Source organism: Aeromonas sp. 130281 (genome assembly GCF_056642115.1).
In genome coordinates this window covers 1-15382 of sequence record NZ_JBWVQS010000014.1, presented here as the reverse complement: position 1 = coordinate 15382, position 15382 = coordinate 1, and the positions used below count along the sequence as shown (strand labels likewise).

General features: G+C 63.4%; 11 protein-coding genes. 4 read left to right on the top strand and 7 right to left on the bottom strand.

Annotated features, from left to right (window positions below; all coding sequences use genetic code 11):
- Nucleotides 1-244 precede the first annotated feature (244 nt).
- The 3 genes from AC1IN8_RS20460 to AC1IN8_RS20450 form a co-directional block, all read right to left on the bottom strand.
- Nucleotides 245-1030: an ATP-binding cassette domain-containing protein gene (locus AC1IN8_RS20460; RefSeq protein WP_319918086.1), complete on the bottom strand. Its 786-nt coding sequence runs from the start codon at nt 1028-1030 to the stop codon at nt 245-247.
- Nucleotides 1017-2024 (bottom strand): vitamin B12 ABC transporter permease BtuC, encoded by a 1008-nt coding sequence (gene btuC, locus AC1IN8_RS20455; protein ID WP_479760405.1) that lies wholly within the window; start codon nt 2022-2024, stop codon nt 1017-1019. The genes AC1IN8_RS20460 and btuC overlap by 14 nt, the downstream gene beginning before the upstream one ends.
- An 87-nt stretch (nt 2025-2111) precedes the next feature.
- Nucleotides 2112-2861 carry a substrate-binding periplasmic protein gene (locus AC1IN8_RS20450; RefSeq protein WP_479760403.1) on the bottom strand — a complete coding sequence of 250 codons (750 nt, stop codon included), beginning with the start codon at nt 2859-2861 and terminating at the stop codon, nt 2112-2114.
- A 112-nt stretch (nt 2862-2973) separates the two neighbouring features.
- Between AC1IN8_RS20450 and AC1IN8_RS20445 the strand changes: the two genes are divergently transcribed.
- The 3 genes from AC1IN8_RS20445 to glgC all read left to right on the top strand — a co-directional run bounded on the left by AC1IN8_RS20445 (nt 2974) and on the right by glgC (nt 6055).
- Entirely contained in the window at nt 2974-3330 is a 357-nt protein-coding gene (locus tag AC1IN8_RS20445) for a DMT family protein (RefSeq protein ID WP_139436661.1), read from the top strand.
- Nucleotides 3331-3385: 55 nt separating this feature from the next.
- The gene (gene tapW / locus AC1IN8_RS20440; RefSeq protein ID WP_139436659.1) at nt 3386-4525 is read left to right on the top strand and encodes a type IVa pilus ATPase TapW; all 1140 of its coding nucleotides are present in this window, start codon (nt 3386-3388) and stop codon (nt 4523-4525) included.
- Between the two features lie 258 nt (nt 4526-4783).
- Nucleotides 4784-6055 (top strand): glucose-1-phosphate adenylyltransferase, encoded by a 1272-nt coding sequence (gene glgC / locus AC1IN8_RS20435; protein WP_265436304.1) that lies wholly within the window; start codon nt 4784-4786, stop codon nt 6053-6055.
- Between the two features lie 103 nt (nt 6056-6158).
- Here glgC and AC1IN8_RS20430 read toward each other — a convergent pair whose 3' ends face one another.
- From AC1IN8_RS20430 to AC1IN8_RS20420, 3 genes are read right to left on the bottom strand one after another with little or no spacing between them, the layout of a single operon-like run.
- On the bottom strand, nt 6159-6401 hold the full coding sequence (locus AC1IN8_RS20430) for a FeoC-like transcriptional regulator (protein ID WP_139436654.1): 243 nt from the start codon (nt 6399-6401) through the stop codon (nt 6159-6161).
- 43 nt (nt 6402-6444) lie between these two features.
- On the bottom strand, nt 6445-8715 hold the full coding sequence (feoB, locus tag AC1IN8_RS20425; RefSeq protein WP_479760400.1) for a Fe(2+) transporter permease subunit FeoB: 2271 nt from the start codon (nt 8713-8715) through the stop codon (nt 6445-6447).
- Nucleotides 8712-8939: a FeoA family protein gene (locus AC1IN8_RS20420; RefSeq protein WP_171273620.1), complete on the bottom strand. Its 228-nt coding sequence runs from the start codon at nt 8937-8939 to the stop codon at nt 8712-8714. The genes feoB and AC1IN8_RS20420 overlap by 4 nt, the downstream gene beginning before the upstream one ends.
- Before the next feature lie 120 nt (nt 8940-9059).
- Here AC1IN8_RS20420 and AC1IN8_RS20415 point away from each other — a divergent pair, with 120 nt between their 5' ends.
- Nucleotides 9060-9389, top strand: coding sequence for a stress response translation initiation inhibitor YciH (locus tag AC1IN8_RS20415; protein WP_479760397.1), 330 nt, complete (start codon nt 9060-9062; stop codon nt 9387-9389).
- Between the two features lie 229 nt (nt 9390-9618).
- On the opposite strand, the gene AC1IN8_RS20410 is transcribed toward AC1IN8_RS20415, so the two are convergent.
- Nucleotides 9619-15330: a beta strand repeat-containing protein gene (locus tag AC1IN8_RS20410; protein ID WP_479760395.1), complete on the bottom strand. Its 5712-nt coding sequence runs from the start codon at nt 15328-15330 to the stop codon at nt 9619-9621.
- Nucleotides 15331-15382: the final 52 nt, after the last annotated feature.

Genomic DNA, 15382 nt, shown 5'->3' with positions numbered 1-15382 from the left:
CGGCTCAGGTGCGGCTGGACAAGCAGAAAGCCTGAGCCACCGCTCAACGCGCTATCTACCCATTCAAAGAGCCAGGCATCACGGATGCCTGGCTCTTTTCATTTCCACGGTGACTCCCTCGCCCTTGGCTTCACTCAGCCTCTGCAGGTTATCAATGCTGTATCCGCAGCATAGGGATCGGCTCCCTTCCCCCACTTATTTTAAAAGAATGGGAGAAGGGCTGGGGATGAGGGGGAAGCCCGCCTCACAGGCTCGGCATAAACCAGGTGCGGCCGGCCGCCTCGACGCGATCCGTCTTGATCTGGAACACCCGCTCCAGCAAGGCTTCGTCGATGACCTCCACACCCCCCTCGCTCACCACCCGACCCTGTTGCAGGCAGAGGATGCGATCCGCCCAGTCGATGGCCAGGTTGATGTCGTGGATGGCGATCACCACCAGCAACCCCTGCCCGGCCAGCTGCTTGAGCAGCCGCAGCAGGGCCAGCTGATGGTGCAGATCCAGTCCCGCCAGGGGCTCGTCCAGCAGCAGCACCCGCCCATCGGTGTTGAGGCCTGGCCACAGTTGCAGCAGGGTGCGGGCGATCAGCACCCGCTGCTGCTCCCCGCCAGAGAGACGGCTGAAGTCCCGCGCCAGCAGGGCATCCAGCTCCAGCGCGGCGCAGATCTCGGCCACCGCCCTGCCCTGTGCCTCGGGCAACCCCTCCTCATCCAGTCCCAGGCTCAGCACCTGGAACACCGGGATATGGAACAGCTGGGGCTGACGCTGGGGCAGCATGGCGCGGCGCCTGGCCAGCTCCGGCCAGCTCAGGTCAGTGAGCACTTCCCCTCCCAGCAGCACGACCCCTTCGGCGGGCAGAATGCCCGCCAGGGCGCCGAGCAGGGTCGACTTACCGCTGCCGTTGGGGCCGAGCAGGGCCACCAGCTGGCCCCCCGCCCAGGCGAGATCCAGGGGGGAGAGCCGCGCGGGGATCCCGAGGGCCCGCGCCTCCAGCAGCCAGAGGGGATCGGGGGAGGAGTTAACGGGAGACATCGGCATCTTGCCTCAGCAGCAGGTAGATAAAGAGCGGCGCCCCGACCGAGGCGGTGATGACGCCGATGGGCAGCTCACCGGCATGAAGGGCCGAACGCGCCACCAGATCGGCGCCAAGCAGCAGGGCGCCGCCGCCGAGCGCCGAGGCGGGCAGCAGGAAGCGCTGATCGCTGCCGCCGCACAGCCGCAGCAGGTGAGGCACCACCAGGCCGACGAAGCCGATGACACCGCACAGGGACACAGCCACCCCGGTGAGCAGGCAGACCGCCAGCACCAGCCGCACCCGCATGCGGTCCACGTTCATCCCCATCAGCCTGGCCTGGGTCTCCCCCAGCAGCAGCTGTTGCAGCGCCCGGCCCTGCCAGCAGAGCCAGCCGAGGGTGAGCGGCAGCACCAGCCACCACCAGGCGAGCTGCTGGCTGCCATAGGAGAGGCTGCCCATCATCCAGAACATGAATTCCCGCAGTGAGCCGTCGTCGGCAAAGTACATCAGCCAGGTCATGGCCGCATTGGTGAGGATGCCGATGGCCACCCCGAACAGCAGCAACCGGGTGTGGCCGAGCCGGGCCCGGCGCGCCAGATGGATGAGCAGCATGGTCACCACCAGGGCGCCGCCGAAGGCCGCGAGGGACAGCCCCCAGCCCGGCAGGTAGACACCGAGGGACTTGGCCACCGCCATCGCCACCATGGCGGCGAGGCCAGCCCCGCTCGAGACGCCGAGCAGGCCGGGTTCGGCCACAGGGTTGTGCAGCATCACCTGCAGCACGGCGCCACCACAGGCGAGTGCCGCTCCCGCCAGCAGGGCCAGCAGGGCGCGCGGCAGCCGCAGCTCCAGCAGGATGCGCAGCTCCAGCTCCCCCAGGGGTTGCCAGGGCAGCAGCACGAACTCCCCCAGGGCAAGGGAGAGCAGGAAGAGGGAGAGCACGAGCAGCGATAGGGCGAGCAACCAGTGGCGCTGCCAGCGCTGCTGGCGGTGGATGAGAGCGAGATACACGCGGGATCCCCGAAATGAGACAGGTGCTGCCCCCGAACCGGGGGCCAGCAGGAAAGCTGCATGATAACAGCGCGTTACCACCCAAGGTCAAGGCTGGTAAGGCTTGGCCAGCGTCGCTATCTCGCCGCTCTCCACCATGGACTGCAACGCCTGCGCCAGTGCAGGCCCGAGCGCATGGTGGGGTGAGTGCTTGCTCATGCCCAGGTAGAGCACCACGGGGTGGGGCGGGCGGTAGTCCGCCTTGATGAGGCCGGCGTCGTTGCGCTGACTCAGGGCGTAATCCACCTGGCAGTCGGTGCCTATCATCAGGGGCAGATGACCCCGCTCCACCATGCGCTGCAACTGATCCTCGGTGGGCACCCCGTGCTTGTCGAGCTGGCCGTCGTCGTCGAAGGGGGCGAAATAGGCGGAGTTGAGCACATAGCCTATCTCCCTGCCGCGCAGATCCTCGTAGGTTTTCAGGGTAGCCACCGCCGCCGCCTTGCCGTAGAAGGCCGGCCTGCACTGGTAATAGGCAGGTTGCAGGTAATCGATGAAGGCCGCCCGCTCTTGCGTGTGGGCCAACCCTATCATCAAGTCCGCCTGACCTGTCTGCATCTGCTTGAGTGCCCGTCCCCAGGGCACCCGCTTGAGGGTGAGCACTATGCCGCTGCGAGCCTGCAGCTGGCGCAGAATGTCGATATCCAGACCATGGAACTCGTCGTTCTGCGCGAGCATGCGAAACGGGGGCCAGACATCGGTCACCACCGTCAGGGTTGGCGCTCCGTTCGCCATCGCGGTAACGGGCGTCATACAGGCAAACAACAGACCAAGCACTCCCCAGCTTGTCTTGCCCATCCAGTTTCAACCTTCTGTTGCCACATCCTTGTGGGTTAAAAATACCCTCAAGCCCCACTTATGGAAACCCGTGGAGTCGAGATAAAATGCATTGATTTCAAAGGAGAACCTAATGAACCCTATCATCACCAGTATCGGTCTGCTGATCTGCAGCAACGTCTTCATGACCTTCGCCTGGTATGCCCATCTCAAGAGCATGAACCACAAACCCTGGATCATCGCCGCCCTGGTGAGCTGGGGGATCGCCCTGTTCGAGTACCTGCTGCAGGTGCCCGCCAACCGCATCGGCCATACGGTGCTCTCGGTCGGTCAGCTCAAGATCCTGCAGGAGGTGATCACCCTCACCGTGTTCGTCCCCTTCTCCATCTTCTATCTGAAGGAGGACCTGAAGTGGGACTACCTCTGGGCCGGCCTGTGCATCCTGGGCGCGGTGTTTTTTGTGTTTCGCGAGAAACTGACCGGTGCCTGAGGCTGTACACTCAAGCACATTGCTCCCCCTATTTCTTTGAGTGACGAGGCAACACATGGAATTGCGAGACATGCTACAGATCCTGGCCAAGCAGGATGGCTCCGACCTCTATCTCTCCACCGGCGCCCCCCCCTGCGCCAAGTTCAACGGCGCCCTGCGCCCCCTGAACGAGGTGCCGCTCGAGCCGGGCGAGGTGGCCAGGATAGCCGCCGAGCTCATGGACTCGGAGCAGAAGCAGCAGTTCGAGAAGGAGCTGGAGATGAACCTCGCCATCTCCCTGCCCCAGATAGGCCGCTTTCGGGTCAACATCTTCAAGCAGCGCAACGAGGTCTCCCTGGTGGCGCGCAACATCAAGACCGAGATCCCCCGCTTCGAGGACTTGAAGCTCCCCCCCGTGCTGCTCGACACCATCATGGAGAAGCGCGGCCTGGTGCTCTTCGTCGGCGGTACCGGCTCTGGCAAGTCCACCTCGCTCGCGGCCCTCATCGACCATCGCAACCGCAACAGCGGCGGCCACATCATCACCATCGAGGATCCGGTGGAGTTCGTCCATCGCCACCGCAAGAGCATCATCAACCAGCGGGAGGTGGGGGTGGATACCCGCAGCTTCCACGCGGCCCTGAAGAACACCCTGCGCCAGGCGCCGGACGTCATCCTCATCGGGGAAATTCGCGACCGGGAGACCATGGAGCATGCCCTGGCCTTCTCCGAGACCGGGCATCTGGCCATCTCCACCCTGCACGCCAACAACGCCAACCAGGCGCTGGACCGCATCATCAACTTCTTCCCCGAGGAGCGCAGGCCCCAGCTGCTCAACGATCTTGGCAACAACCTCAAGGCCTTCGTCTCCCAGCGGCTGGTGAAGACCACAGAGGGCGGCCGCCGGGCGGCGGTGGAGGTGATGCTCGGCACCCACACCATTCGCGATCTCATCAAGCGCGGCGAGTTTGGCGGCCTCAAGGAGATCATGGAGAAATCCAGGGCCCTTGGCATGGTCACCTTCGACAGCACCCTGTTCGATCTGGTGGTGGAGGGGGTGATAGACGAAGAAGAGGCGGTCAAGAACGCAGATTCCCAGAACAACCTGCGCCTCAAGATAAAACTCTGGCGCGAGAAGGGGCAGATAGGCAACAGTGCGGCGGCCAGCGGCTGGAGCCTGGAGCCCACCAAGGATGATAACAACGATCTCTTCTAGTCAGGCGCGGCCCTCCCCCGCCACACCCGGCCGCCGTCGCGGCCGGGTGTTCAACAAGAGCACGGCGGGTCCCTCTCCCTTCGCGCTGCCCTCAGTCCTTTATTCGACCACACACCGAACCCTCCCCTGATGGGCAATGGCGCGCGCTCACATAAATGACAAAAAAATCAGTTTGAATCCCCACCCGGGTTGAAAACCCTTTCAAGAAGGCCTCAAAGGAGGCACCATTGAGGAGGTATATCAATAAAGGGGTATTCAATGTTGTTACAACCAGCCAACACAGCAAGGTCCAGACAGTTATTGAACGAGACCATGGCGTTGGTGTTAGCCGGGGGGCGAGGCAGTCGGCTCCAGCAGTTGACGGACAACAGGGCAAAACCGGCCGTTCATTTTGGCGGCAAGTTCCGCATCATCGACTTCGTCCTCTCCAATTGCATCAACTCCGGGATCCGCCGGATCGGCGTGGTCACCCAGTACAAGTCCCACAGTCTGCTGCGTCACCTGCAGTCGGGCTGGTCCTTCCTGCGCTACCAGATGAACGAATTCATCGAGCTGCTGCCAGCCCAGCAGCGCATTGACGAGGTCAGCTGGTATCGCGGCACCGCCGATGCGGTCTACCAGAACATGGACATCATTCGCGAGCACGGCCCCAAATATGTGGTGGTGCTGGCGGGGGATCACATCTACAAGATGGATTACGCCGCCATGCTGCTCGATCACGTCAACCTGGGCAGCCGGGTGACGGTGGCCTGCATCGAAGTGCCGCGCCAGGAGGCCAGCGCCTTCGGCGTGATGGCGGTGGACGAGAGCCGCAAGATCAACGCCTTCGTCGAGAAGCCCGCCGACCCGCCCGCCATGCCGGGCAAACCCGACACAGCGCTGGCCTCCATGGGGGTCTACATCTTCGATGCCGACTACCTCTATCAACTGCTGGAAGAGGATCTCGCCAACCCGCAGTCCCACCATGATTTTGGCATGGACGTGATCCCGCGGGTGGTCAAGGAGGGCACCGCCTATGCCCATCCGTTCAGCCTCTCCTGCGTCGGCTGCTGCCCGCAGAAACGCCCCTACTGGCGCGATGTGGGGACTGTGGACTCCTTCTGGGAGGCGAACATGGATCTCGCCTCGGTGACCCCCGAGCTCGACATCTACGATCAGGACTGGCCCATCTGGACCAGCCAGAAGATGACGGCCCCCGCCAAGTTCGTGCAGGATCAGAACGGCCAGCACGGCATGACCATCAACTCCCTGTTCGCCGGCGGCACCATAGTCAGCGGCTCCTTCATCGTGAGCTCTGTGCTGTTCAACAACGTGCGGGTCGACTCCTTCTGCACCCTGGATCAGGCGGTGATCTTCCCCGGGGTCGAGATAGGGGCCGGCTGCCGGTTGCGCCGGGTGGTGATCGACAAGGGTTGCCGGTTGCCGGAAGGGCTGGTGGTGGGGGAGAACGCCTGCGAGGATGCCCGCCGCTTCTATCGCTCCGAGCAGGGCATAGTGCTGGTCACCCAGGCGATGCTGGCCAGGCTGTGATGGCCCGAGCGGCCCTCCCGCCATGTCGGCAACAGACAAAAAAAAAAGACCCGCCAGTGGCGGGTCTCTTGTTGTCAGCTGACGCTCTCTGGCGACAATGCGCTCAGCGCTGCTGTACCAGGCCGATCCGGCCGGGTTCGCACCACTCGAACATCACCTCCTCGCTCTTGCCGCAGCAACTGCCGCCGCACACCCGGGTCTCCCGCTTGGTGACGCGGCCCTTGCGCATCCAGACGCCGAGCATGGCCTCCACCGCATCCTCCGAGGTGTGGAAGTGGCGGGCCAGCTCCCGCCGGCTCACCCTCTGCTGCGCCGCCAGATAATCACCCAGCTCTCGCAATATCATGGCGTGACCTCCTCTTGATGGGGACATCCCCTCGCTTGCGCCCTCACAGGGTCACCACCTTGCGGGCGACTATGTCCCCGTGGCGGCGACCGAACCACCACAGCAGCGCCAGGGAGAGCCCGTAGCTCAGGGTCCAGAGCAGGCTCTGCTCGGGGTGAGCGGCAAAGGTCGCCAGCTGGTAGAAGAGGGTGGCGCACATGAAGGCCATGTAGTTGCACCAGGCGGCGGTGAACAGGGCCCACTGACGACCGGTCTCCCGCACCAGGGCGCCCATGGCGGCGGCGCAGGGCATGTAGAGCAGCACGAACAGCAGGTAGGCGAAGGCACCGGCCGCCCCGTCGAAGTGGGTCTGCATGTTGCCATAGGTGGAGGTATCCACCTCCTGGGCCTCGGCGGCCGCCTGCTGATCGGCCAGCTCCCCGACCTTGAGCCCCATGGGATCGGCGGGGTCGATGTCCGCCAGGTTGGCGGGAATGGTGGCCAGCGCCTCCTTCAGGCTGCCGAGCAGGGAGTATTCACTCTCCTCCTCGTCACCGGTGCTGCCGGCATAGAGGCTGTTGAGGGTGGCGACCACCGCCTCCTTGGCGAAGATGCCGGTGAGGATGCCGACCGTGGCCTGCCAGTTCTCCTCACGTATTCCGATGGGGTGCAGTACCGGGGTCACCGACTGGCTGATCTTGCTCAGCACCGAGTTCTCCTGATCCTGGTTGCCGAAGCTGCCGTCGGTGCCCAGCGAATTGAGCACGCTCAGCACCGCCACCATCAGCACTATGGTCTTGCCCGCGCCGAAGATGAAGGCCTTGAGTTTTTGCCAGGTGCGCAGCCCCACATCCACAGGACGGGGCCACTCGTAGTCCGGCATCTCCATCACCATGGAGTCGCTCTTGCCCGGCAGCAGGGTGCTGCGCAGGAAGAGGCCGGTGAGCACGGCCACCAGTATGCCGAGCAGGTAGAGGCCAAACACCAGGTTCTGGCCCGACGCAGGGAAGAAGGCCACCGCGAACAGGGCATAGACCGGCAGCCGGGCGCCGCAGGACATGAAGGGCGCCATGGCCGAGGTCATCAGCCGCTCGCGCTCCGACCCCAGAGTGCGGGTCGCCATCACCGCGGGCACGGTGCAGCCAAAGCCCATCAGCATGGGGACGAAAGCCTTGCCGGGCAGCCCGAGGCGACGCATCAGGGCATCCACCACGAAGGCGGCGCGGGCCAGATAGCCCGAGCTCTCCAGCACGGCGAGGAACAGGAAGAGGCAGCCCACCACGGGGATGAAGGTCGCCACCGTCTGCAGACCGGCGCCGACGCCGTCAGCCAGCACGGCCCCCAGCCAGTCGGGGGCCGACACCAGCCCCAGCAGGTGGTGCACTCCGTCCACGAACAGAGCGCCCCCCAGGATGTCGAAGAAATCGATGAAGGCGCTGCCCACCTTGATGGCGAACATGAACATCAGGTACATCACCAGCAGGAAGAAGGGGATCCCCACCCAGCGGTTGAGCAGCACCCTGTCCAGCCGCTCGCTCTGGGCGACGGTGAGCTTGCCCTGTTGACGGCACGCCTGCTGGCACCAGTGGTGGATGTGGCCGTAGCGCAGATCTGCCAGTTGCAGATCGATGTCCTGGGCGTGGTGGGCACGGCTCACCACGTTGTCGGCCGCCGCCTGCTGACCCGCCGCCAGCGTCTCCTGCATGGCAACGTCTTCCTCCAGCAGGCGCAGGGCACGGCCGCGGTCACTGAGGTGGTGGGGGGCGAGCAGGGTCTCGAGCTCGGCGATGTCGCCTTCCAGCGGCTGACCGTAATCGAGCACCAGGGCGGGCTGGGGCTGGCCGATGAACTGGTGGATCTGCTCCTTGAAGGCCGCCACCTGCTGGCGATTGTGGGCCGAGAGCGACACCACCGGGCAACCGAGCGCCTGGCCGAGCAGCCCCTCGTCTATGGTGATGCGGCGTTTTTGCAGCAGATCCATCTTGTTGAGCACCACCACCATGGGCAGGCCCAGCTCCCGCAGTTGCAGGGTGAGATAGAGGGAGCGCTCCAGGTTGGCGGCATCGATGACGTTGAGCAGCAGGTCCGGCTGCTGGCCCTGCACGAAGCGGCTGGCGATCTGTTCGTCCAGGCTCGCCTCCTGATTGGCCAGGGAGTAGATACCGGGCAAGTCCATCAGGGTGTAATCCTGCCCCTTGGCGGAAAACTCGCCCATCTTCTTGTCGACGGTGACCCCGCTCCAGTTGCCCACCTGCTGGCGGGCACCGGTCAGGGCGTTGAACAGCGAGGTCTTGCCGCTGTTGGGGTTGCCTACGGTTACCAGGGAGTAGTTCATACCGGTTCGACCTCGATTTGCTGGGCCAGGCTCTTTTGCATGGAGAGGCAGATGCCCTGGCACTGGATCTGGAGCGGATCCCCCAGGGGGGCCGCCCGCAGATAGAGGATCTCGGTCTGGGGCAGGAGCCCCATCACCATCAGCTTGCGTCGCAGGGCGCGGCCAAGCTGGTTCATGTTCTTGATACGAGCACGCTGCCCCGGCGACAACTCTGTGAGTACCATGACGGGCTCCTGAAGTTAAACAAGAATAATTCGCTTTTAGTGGGGAGGATTATAAGCTGTGCCCTCAACATTTATTTGCGTAAAATCAAACTCCGCTTAGCTAACCGACAAAGTATTGCCATGAGTCACGACAACAACAGCCGCCTGGTCTACAGCACGGACGGCGGCATGATCAAGGAATCCGCCCCCATACAGAGCGCCTCCCCCTTCCCCGCCGACGGGGTCGTGCGCATCCGCCGCGAGACCAAGGGGCGCAAGGGCGCCGGTGTCATCACCATTCACGGCGTGCCGGCCGAACAGCAGAAAACCATCGCCACCCTGCTCAAGAAGAAGTGCGGCACCGGCGGCGGCCTCAAGGAGGGGATCATCGAGATCCAGGGGGACAAACGGGACCTTATCAGGGCCGAGCTGGAGAAAGCCGGCTTTCAAGTCAAGCTGGTGGGCGGCTGATCCCTGCCTGACACTCGCCCTCGCGGAGTCGAAGGTCAAGGGTCGAGGAGCCGAAACCTGGCCAGTCGCTCTCGTCGTGCCGAGTCCATTGAGGTACAGCCCGGGCCTCGGCCCTCCCTGAGCGCCCCCTCCCTGACGAGCACCTTGCCTCCCCCTTTTATCGCCGGGCAATGGGGCAGATAAAAAAGCGGCGGGATGACCCGCCGCTGTTCTCCCCGTCTCTTCCTGTTTACGGGTTGTCGATATCAAGCCTGTGGTTGCTCAGCAGGTAGTCGATCACCTGGGAGGCAGTGCTGCTCGCATCCCCCGTCAGGGAGCCGAAGCTGTGGTTCATCAGCACTATGTCCTGCGCCACCTGATGGGTGGTGGTGTCCTGCACCTGCAGATGGATCCCGTCTGTCTCCTGCACCATGGAGAGCAGGCTCTTCAGGGAATCCATCGTCTGGCTGCCATCCTGATCCAGCAGATCACTCAAGTCCAGCCTGTCGCCCTCCCCCTGATTGAAGTCAGCCACATAGTCCAAGGTCACCTTGCCGGCCTCGAGGTCCCCCTGCAGCCAGGCGAACGTATCGGCGCCACTGCCGCCGTGCAGCAGGTCGCTCCCTGCCCTGCCCACCAGGATGTCGTTGCCGGCGCCCCCCTGCAGATCGTCGTCCTCCATGGTACCTACCAGGGTACCGCTGGCGGCGCCACCATAGCCAACCTTGACGCTGCCATCCGCCTCCCCGGCCAGAAGGAAGTCCCCTTCCGAGTAGTGGCCAAGCAGCCGGAGTGCGGCACTCTGGGTGCCGTCGCTCACCGTCAGCAAGCCGCCGGTGCCATCGGCACTGGCGCTGTAGCTGAGCCGGGTATCGGCGCCGAAGATCAGATCGCTCAGCAGCAGCCCGTCCTCCTGCTCCAGGCCGAGGATAGTGCCAAGCGACATGGCATCATCCGCCTCGACCGCCAGGGTACCTGCCCCGTCACCATGGAAGGCCACGCTGCCAAGCCGGGCCGCCCCGCCGAAGGCGAGAGTCCCATCGCCGTCGATGGTGGCACTGCCGCCGCCCGTCACATCCCCGAGCAGGCGCAGATCGCCACCGTTGGCCCACAGGTGTCCGCTGTTATCCAGCGCGCTGGCCACCGTCATGCCCTCCGCCCCCGTCGCTGCCAGGGTGCCGCTGTTGTCGATGACGTTGTTGCCGGTATCCAGCAGCAGGGCATGCAGGCCGTTGGCCAGGATGAGGCCCGCATTCGCCAGCATCAGCTGCCCGCCACCCAGCTGGCCGGCGCCCGAGATGGTGTTGTTCTCGTTCACCAGGCGTGACTGCGGCGAGCTGCCGACGATCAGGTTGGTCGGGTTGTCTGACAGCACCACCTGACCACCGCCGCGCAGAGTGAGGTGCTCGACCAGCACTTCCAGACGGGTTGTCTGGCCGTGAGAATCGAGGAGAACGCTGCCGCTGTTGTCGAGGAAGCCCCCCAGCGGCAGCATGGCGCCATCGTGCAGCATCATGGTGCCGCTGTTGCTCATCTCTGGGGCCAGGTCGAACACGAAGTTAGCCGCCCCCAGCGCCCCGGCATCCACCCCGCGCAATGTGATGCTGGAGTCAGGGCCCAGGGTGATGACGGCATTGCCCTGACCATCGCCTGCGATCTGCAGGCTGGCGAAGTCCAGGCCTGTGCCAAACCCGATCAGATCCAGCCGGTCGGCCGCCACATCGAAGCCATAGACCTGGTTGTGGGCGATGGGCTGGGCGAACACGAAGGTATCGGCACCGGACGAGCCGCTCAGGTTGTCATCCTGGGACAACGCAAAGATCGGCGAGCCGGGGGCGTAGGCTTCGACATTGTTGGTGATCATCACGAGTCCTGTGTCGCCACTGGCGTCGGTCCAGGTTTGCGACATCTGCAAAGAGACGGCGCCACTGAAGTCATCTGTCGTGGTAATTGTCAGCGCGGTTACGTCGTCTGTTTGCACCGACCAGGTTCCATCGCCGTTATCGGTGCCCTCACTGATACCCCAGCCCGCCGGTACGCCGGAGATGTTCACCGTGATCAGCCCTACATGATCAGCAGGATTGCTAAGCGCGAGATTGATCGGCTCACCCGCAATACCGGCCGGAGCCACATTGGCCTGGCTGATGTCAGTCAGCGTCACCCCGGAAAGCTGAATCAGCGTGTATCCGCCGGTATTCCCATTGGAGCTCGTAGTTTGCTGATAGACGAAACTGTGCGTGCCAAAGCCGCCGGAAGTGGTGAATGCAATGGTGGAGCCTGCGCTGCCAATGTCGCTCGCCAAGAGATATTGCATCGCAGCGGCGAGACTGCCTGCGGAGGTGACGGCCAGGAGCTGGCTATCAGCGTTATCGTCACCGTAGAAGGTTACGATGCCATTGGTAACATTGTGCCCTTCGACGGTGTTGCCCCCGATCATCAGCGAGGTATCTGTTCCATTGACGTCACCAGTATCTGCCGCAGCTTCTACGACAGGCAGGTCGAGAATGTCGCCCGAACCACCAGTGACGAAACCGTTTATCACGTCGTAGCCCGAAATGGTCCCAGTGTCCCCTGAACCTCCTATCGTGACAGCGGTGTCTCCGGTGTTGAATATGAATGTATCGACACCGTTACCGCCATCCAGACTGTCGGCGCCTGCTCCGCCCGTCAACACATCGCTACCATCCCCGCCGGACAAGCTGTCGTCACCTGCTCCGGCCGTGATGATGTCGTTGCCATCGCCGCCTGCCAGGATGTCGTTGCTAGCATCCGTGGCGACCTGACTGGTGGTGACTGACGGTGATGGTTGATCGGTCGGCAACGAGCCGGACGTCACGACCGCTGCGCTTGGCGATTGCACGGTAGAGCCATCCACAATAACGGCCCCGCTGATCGTGGCACTGGTGTTGATCGTGATATCGAACGTGTCGTTAGACGTGTTGTTCGTGACAGTAAATCCTGCGCCAGTCAGCACGGCGAGCAGGCTGGCCTGTGCGTCGTCGAAGCGCGACGTATCGTTGCCCCCAGAGTTGCTGCCGTCGCTCGAATAGGTAGTCCCATTGATCGTGATGCGGATGATGTCGTTAGTGTCGAAGTCGCCGGGATTGCTGAAGTCGACGCGGTACACCCAAGGCGTCAGAACATCGGAGCCGTTGTTGGTCGCAGTCGTGATCGTGAAGGCATTGGTCGTGTCCGGATTACTGGTCAGCGTCACGGTATTGCTGCTGAGGTTGGCCGCCCAGCTCACACCTTTGGCCGCCAGGCTGTTGGCCAGCGTAACGCCGCTCACTGACACGGCTTTCAGCGCATCGTAGACCTGCTCGGCCGTCCGCCCCGTCGACAGCACCGTATGACTGTAGGTCACCCCGTCCACCGTGATCGACACCACATCGCCGGTGTCGTATCCGCCCGCGTTGAAGGTCAGTGTCGTCACTTGTCCTTGAACCACCTCGGTGTCCATCAGCACGTCGTTATCCGTACCACCGTCGATGCTGTCGGCACCATAGCCACCTTCGATGGTGTCGTTGCCCGCTCCCCCCGAGATGGTGTTAGCGCCTGCATTGCCCGTCAGCGTGTCGCCAAAGGCCGAACCGATCAGGTTCTCGATAGCCGCGAGCGTGTCGCCCTGGGCATCGCCACCGCTGCCAGTGCCAGTCGCAAGGCTGACCGTGACCGCCGCTGCACTACCTGTGTAGCTTGCGGTGTCGCTGCCTGCTCCACCATCGATAACGTCCGCACCTGCACCACCGGTAAGCACGTCGTCGGCGTTGCCGCCAGACAGGCTGTCGTTGCCCGCACCAGCTGAGATGGTGTCATTGCCATCGCCGCCTGCCAGGGTGTCATTGCTGGCTGAACCAGCAGCGACCTGACTGGTGGTGACTGATGGTGACGGTTGATCGGCAGCGGCGCTGCCAACCTGTGTATTGACGACTGAGCCTGAGGTGTCATCGCTGGTGGATGTCGCATTAATCACGACTGACGAGGGCATCGTAATCGTGAATGTATTATTCGAGGTGTTGTAGGTCGCTGTGCCGGCGCCCAGCACCGCGTTGATGTCCGCCACTACATCGGCGGCGGCGTTGTCGAAATTCGTATTGGAGTTAAAGGTATTCGTGGCATAGGTCCCCACATATGGCGTGCCAGCAATCGTGATAGTGATGTTCTCAGTCCCTGCAGCACCGAAGAAGCTGCCAACACTGTCGTTGAAATCAACCGTGTAGATCCAGGGAACGCCGACATCGGCACCGTTGTTGGTCCCAGTGGTAATAGTGAACGCGTTGTCCGCGCCCGGATTACTGGTCAGCGTCACCGCATTGCTGCTGAGGTCCGCCGCCCAGCTCACGCCCTTGGCCGCCAGGCTGTTGGCCAGCGTGACGCCGCTCACCGACACGGCTTTCAACGCGTCGTACACCTGCTCAGCCGTCCGGCCCGTCGACAGCACCGTGTGGCTGTAGGTCACCCCGTCCACCGTTATCGACACCACATCGCCAGTGTCATATCCGCTGACGTTGAAGGTCAGCGTCGTCACCTGGCTCTGGACCGCCTCGGAGTCCGTCAGCGTGTCATTACCCGCACCGCCGTAGAGGCTGTCTGCACCGTCACCGCCGTTGATTGTATCGTTGCCGTTGGAGCCAACAATGATGTTCGCCACGGCACTGCCAGTCGCAGTGAGCGAACTGCCCAACCCCGAGGCATCAAGGTTCTCGAAGTTCGACTGGGCCAGCACATCAGCCACGCCACCAATCGAGACGATCTGATCGGCCACGGAAAGATCCGCAACCACCACTCCGCTTCCAGGTACGGTACCATTGAGCAGCAGCGTGTCGTTGTCTGAACCAGCGTCGATCGTGTCCACATCACCGGTCGTAACCAGCATTGTGATCCTGTCATTGCCCGTGCCACCAAACACGTTGTCAGCCCCACCACCGCCGGTCAGCGTGTCACCGTCAGCCCCGCCGAAGATGCTGTCCGCTGCAGTGCCGCCCGTCAGAGTGTCGGCACCACCGAATCCGTACATCGCGTTCGGCGACCCTGCAAGCGGTGCGAAAGCTGTATCACCCGCACTTGTGCCAAGGTAGAGCCCCACAACCGCTGCTGTGGTGCTTCCATCTGTAACCTGCAAGGTCCCCGAAACGCCCCCTGCCTGCTGAGTAGGCGTCAGTGTCGTAGTCGTACCATTGTTGACTGGCGGGTTGCCAAACGCAGCGGCAAACGGGCCCGCCAACGTCAGAGCATCACTTACATCGACATCATTGGCTGTAAAGCTGATCGAGCTCTCCGTAATCACCAGCCCCGTCACGGTCGGCGCGTCATTGCTGCCGGTGATGACCACGGTGACGGTCGCGGTGTCACTGCCGCCGTCGTTGTCGGTCACGGTCACGTCATAGCTGAAGGTGACCGTCTCGCTCAGGGCCAGGAACTGGGTGGCAGCATTGGCCACCGTGTAGTCCCAGGAGTTGCTGTCGGCGGTGAAGCCGCTGGTCAGCGCACTGATCTGCGCCGGGCTCAGAGCGCCGCCGCTCCACACCGCATCGGCGTTGTCGCTGACGCTGACGTTGTGGAGGTTGCTGGTGTCGACGTCGCTGAAGCTCAGCACGCCGCTGTCGGTCAGGTCCGGCGTGACCGCATCCTCGGTCACCGCCCCGTCGGTATCGACGCTCAGTACCGGCGCGTCGTTGGTGCCGGTGATGGTGATGGTCACGGTTTCGGTGGCGGTGCCATCGACCGAGCTCACCTCGAAGGTCTCGACGCGGGTGTCCCCGGCGCCCAGGTACTGCACATCGGCGTTGGCCACCTCGTAGGTCCAGGTGCCGGCGGCGGTGATGCTCAGGCTGCCAAGGCCACCGCCGACGGTGGTGTCGGTGACGCTGCCGGTGTCGAAGACATCCTCGCCCTGATCCACATCGGCCACGCTGAGGCTGCCGGTGTCGGTCAGCAGCGGGGCGCTATTGTCCTCGGTCACCGCCCCCAGAACATCGCCGCTGATGGTGGCGCCATCGTTGGTGCCGGTGATG

What these genes read in the sequence shown, in the direction of transcription:
- glgC (WP_265436304.1), top strand. Translation starts at nt 4,784, where the DNA reads ATGTTGTTACAACCAGCCAACACAGCAAGGTCCAGACAGTTATTGAAC.
- AC1IN8_RS20430 (WP_139436654.1), bottom strand. Translation starts at nt 6,401, where the DNA reads ATGATATTGCGAGAGCTGGGTGATTATCTGGCGGCGCAGCAGAGGGTG.
- AC1IN8_RS20445 (WP_139436661.1), top strand. Translation starts at nt 2,974, where the DNA reads ATGAACCCTATCATCACCAGTATCGGTCTGCTGATCTGCAGCAACGTC.
- AC1IN8_RS20415 (WP_479760397.1), top strand. Translation starts at nt 9,060, where the DNA reads ATGAGTCACGACAACAACAGCCGCCTGGTCTACAGCACGGACGGCGGC.
- AC1IN8_RS20460 (WP_319918086.1), bottom strand. Translation starts at nt 1,030, where the DNA reads ATGTCTCCCGTTAACTCCTCCCCCGATCCCCTCTGGCTGCTGGAGGCG.
- AC1IN8_RS20450 (WP_479760403.1), bottom strand. Translation starts at nt 2,861, where the DNA reads ATGGGCAAGACAAGCTGGGGAGTGCTTGGTCTGTTGTTTGCCTGTATG.
- feoB (WP_479760400.1), bottom strand. Translation starts at nt 8,715, where the DNA reads ATGAACTACTCCCTGGTAACCGTAGGCAACCCCAACAGCGGCAAGACC.
- tapW (WP_139436659.1), top strand. Translation starts at nt 3,386, where the DNA reads ATGGAATTGCGAGACATGCTACAGATCCTGGCCAAGCAGGATGGCTCC.
- AC1IN8_RS20420 (WP_171273620.1), bottom strand. Translation starts at nt 8,939, where the DNA reads ATGGTACTCACAGAGTTGTCGCCGGGGCAGCGTGCTCGTATCAAGAAC.